Below are 5,991 nucleotides of genomic sequence, written 5' to 3' on the forward strand. Positions count from 1 at the left end.
CCTGCCCGACAAGGCGATCGACCTCGTCGACGAGGCCTGTGCCAGCCTGCGCACCGAGATCGAGTCGATGCCGGCCGAACTCGACGATCTCACCCGCAAGGTCATGCGCCTGGAGATCGAAGAGGCAGCCCTGAAGAAGGAGAGCGATCCCGCCAGCCAGCAGCGTCTGGAATCGCTGCGGCGCGAGCTGGCCGACCTCCGCTCGCAGGCCGACGCCATGCGCGCGCAGTGGGAGGACGAGACGAACGCGATCGAACGCGTGCGCGACCTGCGCCACACGATCGAGATGACCCGCCGCGACATCGAGCAGGCCGAGCGCTCCTACGATCTCGAGCGTGCCGCGGAGCTGCAGCACGGTCGTCTGCCGGCCCTGGAGCGCCAGTTGGCCGAGGAACAGGAGAAGGTCGAACAACAGGCCGGTGCCGAGGGAACGCTGGTGCGCGAGGAAGTGGGCGAGGAGGAGATCGCCGAGATCGTCGCCCGCTGGACGCACATCCCGGTGACCCGTCTGGTCGAGGGCGAGCGCGAGAAGTTGCTGCGCCTGCCGACCATCCTGCACGAGCGCGTGATCGGTCAGGACGAGGCGGTCGACCGTGTGAGCGATGCCGTCCTGCGCGCGCGGGCGGGGATCAAGGATCCCAACCGGCCCATCGGCAGCTTCCTGTTCCTCGGGCCCACCGGCGTGGGCAAGACCGAGCTGGCGCGCACGCTGGCCGCCACCTTGTTCGACACCGAGGACAACATGGTCCGGCTGGACATGTCGGAGTACATGGAGAAGCACACCGTGTCGCGCATGCTCGGCGCGCCTCCGGGCTACGTGGGCTTCGAGGAGGGCGGGCAGCTCACCGAGGCGGTGCGGCGCAAGCCCTACAGCGTGCTGCTCTTCGACGAGATCGAGAAGGCGCACCCCGACGTGTTCAACGTGTTGCTGCAGATCCTCGACGACGGACGCGTGACCGACAGCCACGGGCGCACCGTCGACTTCAAGAACACCGTGATCATCATGACCTCGAACCTCGGCTCGCAGGACCTGCTCGAGAGCGTCACGGAGCGCGGCACGGTGACCGAGGACGCAAGGCGTCGCGTGACCTCGCAGCTGCGTTCGGCGTTCCGCCCGGAGTTCCTCAACCGCATCGACGACACGGTGATCTTCGAGCCGCTGCAGCTCGCAGAGATCGAGCAGATCGTCGAGTTGCTGGTGGAGGACCTGCGGCGGCGCCTGGACGACCGCAGTCTGGGATTGGAGCTGACCGACGCCGCGCGTTCGTTGATCGCCCGCGAGGGCTTCGACCCGGTCTTCGGGGCGCGGCCGCTCAAGCGACACCTGCAGCGCGAGGTCGAGACTCCGATCGCGCGGCTGCTGGTCGCAGGGCAGCCGGTCGAGGGCAGCGTGGTGCGGATCGACGTCGTCGACGGCGAGCTGTCGGTCACCGCACAGGACTCCGGTTGACGCTCTCGCGCGCCGCTCCGTACCTTGGGAACGAGGGCCTGCGTTCGTGACCCCAGCCCGGATGGGACATCCCATGAACCGCTTCCACCGGCGTGTCCCACGGCGGTCTTCCTGGTGGTTGGTGCTCGTGCTGCTCTTCGCCGTCAGTTGCGGTGACGACAGCGGTACGGGACCGACCACGACCTCTCCGGTCCGCTTCGAGCCGGAACCGGGACCCGTGTCGATCTCGGCCGTCGACTCCTTGCTGTTCGAGGTCTACCTGGGAGATCAGGCGAAGGAGGCCACCTTCGCCGTCGACGGGGTCGACGTCGCCACCGCTGCCGTCTTCGAGTTCGTCCCCGGAGAACTCGGCCCCGTCGAGATCACGGCACGGGTCGAGGTCGACGGCCGGGTCCAGACCGCGACGTGGACGGTGGAGGTCGGCGAGGGGGATCTGCGTCCGACCCCCGCGGTGGACGTCCTGATCGCGAGCGAGGGGTCGGCGCCCGGCAGTATCGATCTGATCTGGGAACGCCCGGCGAGCAGCCGCACCGACGTGGACATCGTCGCCTACGAGATCGCCTATCGGCTCGGCGATCTTCCCGTCGAGGACTTCGACGATGCGATCCAGCGAACCGTCGACGATTCCGTCGGGCCCATCATCCAGAGACTGCGGCTCGACGGCCTGGCCGAGCGCGAGAGCTACACCGTCCGGATCCGCGCCATCGACCGCGTCGGGCGACGCTCGCAACCGAGCACGGCTGCGGTCACCGACGCGACGGGACGCTACCGCTTCCACGGAGTGGTCGAGGGATTGCGGCTCGGGCGGCCGGTCGAAGCGCTGGAGGGCGTGGTCCTGTCGGTCGGCGACCGCTTCGTCGTGACCGACGCCGCGGGCCGTTTCGACATGCCGGCGTTGCCCGACACCGGCGACGTCACCCTGCGCGCGGTGGAGCAGTCGGGAGCCCAGTACTACGAACTCGAGATCCATCCGCTCGAGCCCGTCGACCAGCAGTTCGACCTGGTCATGCTTCAGAAAGGGGTCGTGGAGATCCCGGGCGGTGATCCCGGGGCGATCTCACGTCTGGAGTTCCTGCGGATCATGACCGCGAACGAGGAGATCCGTGACGGTGTCTCGTACCCGTTCTACGGTTGGGACCCGGATCTCTATCCGGTGCCGGTGTACGTGCATCCCTACGTGCACGACGCATCGGGACAGCTCGTCGGCGAGCGCCAGGGAGAGCGCGTGGACTACGTGCAGGGGTTCGAGGCCGCGGTCGCTGCCTGGAACGATGCAGCGGGCGAGGAACTCATGCGCATCGTGCACGTCGACGAGCCCTTCGACCCGCAGAATCCTCCGCCGTACGGCGCCTACTACACTGCCGACATCGAGTCGAGCAATCCACTGGGGACCAACGTGCTCGAACGGCCCCTCGGTGGGCAACTCTTCCGGACCGAGCCGCAGGTGATCCGGCTGCGTCTCCAGGCGGCGTTCAACTTCAACGACGTCGCGCTGAAGGTGATCGTCCACGAGCTGGGACACACGGTCGGATTGCGACACGACAGCCCGGCGCCGCCGGAGCACCATCTCATGGTCGCCACGATCCGCTCGAACAACCGCGACGCTCCTCACCCCGAGGAGGCGCTGGTCGCGCGTTTCCTGCGTCACGCCACGGGCCGGATCGAGGCCCAGTGGCTGGTCGATCCCTCGGAGGAGGCCCCGTGAGCCGCGTGCTCGTCGTCGGACACGCCTGTGTGGATCTGATCACTCGCCTCTCCCGGCGGCCCGGTACCGACGAGAAGCTCGAGGCCGAGGTCGCGTGGTTCGGTGGTGGAGGTCCGGGCGCCAATGCTGCCGTGGCCCTGCGTCGACTCGGACACGAGGTGTCGCTCGCCGCCCGTCTCGGGCGGGATCCGGCCGGAGGCGTCGCCGAGCGCGAACTCCTGGACGAAGGCGTGGATCTCCTCGAGCCGCGCGCGGAAGGGACGACGTCGCTCGCCCAGATCCAGGTGGTGGGGGAAGAGCGCAGCATTGCCTGGAAGCGGGGCGACACTCCGCCCCTCGACCCCGACGCGGACACCGTCGACGCCTGGTTCGAGGGAGTCGACCTGCTCTACGTCGACGGTCACGAACGCGGGTGCGCGCACCGTGTGGTGCGACGGGCGGTCGAACGGGGCGTTCCGGTGATGGCCGACCTCGGCACCCTGCGCGAGGGCGTGGAGGAGTGGCTGCCCCATCTGGTGTGGGCGGTCGGCTCGGAGCGTTTCGGGCGCGCCCTGTCGGGTGGATCCGAGGACCCGGACGCGTGGCTCGACGCGCTGTCCGCGGCCGCGTCGTCCGCGATCGGCGTGGGGACCACGCGGGGACGGCGCGGCGGGATCGCCCGGGTCGGGGACCGCAGGCTGCGCTGGGGACCCCGAAAGGTCCGCGTCCGCGACACGACGGCGGCCGGAGATGCCTTCCACGCCGGGCTCGCCGACGCCTACCTGCACGAGCGCGACCCCGAGGCCTCGCTGCAGTGGGCCGCGGCGGTGGGTGCATCGGTGTGTCGCGACCTCGGCGGAAGGCAGATGCTCCCGCGCGACCGTACACGCATGGAGGCCTTCGAGCGGGCCTGGCCGGAACTCGATCCCGACCGCTAGGGAATCGCCACCATGTAGCCGATCCAGCCCTCGCAGGCGGGCCCTTCCTCGTCGCGCGAGAACACTCCGTTGCCGTCGCCCTCGTCGTCGAACTCCTCGAAGAAGGTGCGGACCTCGCGGAAGCCCACCTCGTGCAGGATGTCGCGCAGCTCGGGCGGTGTGTACAGGCGCCAGCTGTACTCGAAGGCCTCGGCCAGTTCGCTGCCGTCCCGGAAGCGGAAGTGGATGAAGCAATCCATGTGACCCGTGGCGGGATGGAAGGTCCGCTGCTCCCACACGTAGGTGTAGTCGCCGTCCTCGATCTCTCGCTCTTCCTCCATCTCGACGAAGGCATCGCTGCCACCGTAGAGATCGATCACGAAGATCCCCCGGTCGGACAGACCACGGCGGCACTTGGCGAAGTAGTCCTTCAGCTCGGACCGCCGCTCGAGGATCTGGTAGGAGAAGTTGTGCGCACAGCGCACGTCGGCGGGCCGGTCGGCGGGATCGCGGACGTCGCCTTCGTGGAGACGGATCCGGTCGGCGGCATCGCCGAGCGGGGCCAGATGACGAACCCGCCCCCAGTCGAGCACCTCGGTGTCGATGTCGAAGCCCTCGGCCGTCGCGTCGGGGTGGCGTCGTACCCATTCGGCGCACATCGCCGCCGTACCGCAGAAGTCTTCACGGAAGTGGCGCGGAGAGCCGTCCTCGCCGTAGACCTCGTGCCAGGCGTGCAGCAGGAAATCGACGTCGGAGGCGCAGTCCTGGACCGCACGTTCGTACAGGTCGTGGCGATCCGCGGTCTCGGCCATGGGCACGGCGGGCACACGGTCCTTCTTCTTCTTCCCCTTCTTGTGCTTCTTCTTTCCGCCGTTCTTCGCGCTGCCGTTGGTCTTCGCATCCTGCTTCGGACGGCGGTCGGACTTCGTGCCCTTGCTCATGGGACTTCCTGTGTCACGGGACGGGGTCGTCAGCGGGCTTCGGCCGTTGCTTCCTGCAGGGCCACACCCTCGTAGTCGTCGGGGACGTTCAGGCCCAGGGCGCGCAACGCGGTGGGACCGACGTCCATGATCGAGCGCGAGTCCCGGGCGAATCCGTGCGTGCTCGCGAAGATACCGGCGGTCTGGTCGGGCGCCACGCTGCAGTGGTCACCGCTCCAGTTGTTCAGATTGTCTTCGAAGATCTTCGGTGGGATGCCGCCGGCCGAGGTCTGCCACGAGATCCGGTAGTCGCTGTCGAAGCCCACGAACAGATCGGGCGACTTCGGGAGCTGGGGTCCGGCGAAGATGTCTTCGCGCTTGTAGACGTTCACGACCACCGTTCGGTCGGGATCGGTGGGATCGCGGAGGGCCTTCAGGCCCTCGATGATCTCGGTGCGCACCTCTTCGTACTCCGAGGGGTTCACCGCGCCCTGCGATTCGCGTCCACGCAGGTTGATGAAGATGCTGCCCAGGCCCAGACAATAGGCCTTGGTCCGGCTCCAGTCGACGTTCTTGAAGAATCGGTCCTCGGGGTCGAGGAAGTCCTCGAGCCGCTGGTAGTTGCCGTCCTCGTCGGCCAACCCCTGACCCTTCAGGGCCATGTAGCCGTTCTTCACCAGCCAGGTGTTCAGGTTCACGCCTCGACGGAAGCTGTGGAAGCCGTGGTCGCTGATCACCATGAGCATGGTGTCGTCGTCGACGTAGCGATCCATGATCTCGCCGACGATGCGGTCCATCTCGGTGTAGGCCCACTCCACGCGGTCGCCGTACTCCTCGGCCAGTGCCGGCGAGTAGTAGGGGTGATCCTCGTCGGTGGCGCGGTACATCATGTGCTGCATGCGGTCGGTGAACATGAACACGCCCAGGAACATGTCCCAGTCTCCGCGCTCGAGTTCGCCGTACATCACACGGCGCCGATTCTCGAGCGTGAACTCGAGATCCTCGACGAAGGTCCCGTAG

General features: G+C 67.9%; 5 protein-coding genes. 3 read left to right on the forward strand and 2 right to left on the reverse strand.

Going from position 1 to position 5,991, the window contains the following annotated elements; genetic code table 11:
• From VKA86_13175 to VKA86_13185, 3 genes are all read left to right on the forward strand, one after another.
• Window positions 1-1,450, forward strand: a 1,450-nt coding sequence (locus tag VKA86_13175) for an AAA family ATPase (protein HKK72165.1), incomplete at its 5' end; no start/stop codon positions are given.
• Window positions 1,451-1,523: 73 nt separating this feature from the next.
• Entirely contained in the window at window positions 1,524-3,155 is a 1,632-nt protein-coding gene (locus VKA86_13180) for a hypothetical protein (protein ID HKK72166.1), read from the forward strand.
• Window positions 3,152-4,072: a carbohydrate kinase family protein gene (locus VKA86_13185; GenBank protein ID HKK72167.1), complete on the forward strand. Its 921-nt coding sequence runs from the start codon at window positions 3,152-3,154 to the stop codon at window positions 4,070-4,072. The genes VKA86_13180 and VKA86_13185 overlap by 4 nt, the downstream gene beginning before the upstream one ends.
• On the opposite strand, the gene VKA86_13190 is transcribed toward VKA86_13185, so the two are convergent.
• Together VKA86_13190 and VKA86_13195 are read right to left on the reverse strand one after the other, a co-directional pair.
• Entirely contained in the window at window positions 4,069-4,992 is a 924-nt protein-coding gene (locus tag VKA86_13190) for a class I SAM-dependent methyltransferase (GenBank protein HKK72168.1), read from the reverse strand. The genes VKA86_13185 and VKA86_13190 overlap by 4 nt on opposite strands.
• 29 nt (window positions 4,993-5,021) lie before the next feature.
• Window positions 5,022-5,991, reverse strand: a 970-nt coding sequence (locus tag VKA86_13195) for an alkaline phosphatase family protein (GenBank protein HKK72169.1), incomplete at its 5' end; no start/stop codon positions are given.

This window comes from Candidatus Krumholzibacteriia bacterium (assembly GCA_035268685.1).
Lineage (GTDB): Bacteria > Krumholzibacteriota > Krumholzibacteriia > JAJRXK01 > JAJRXK01 > JAJRXK01.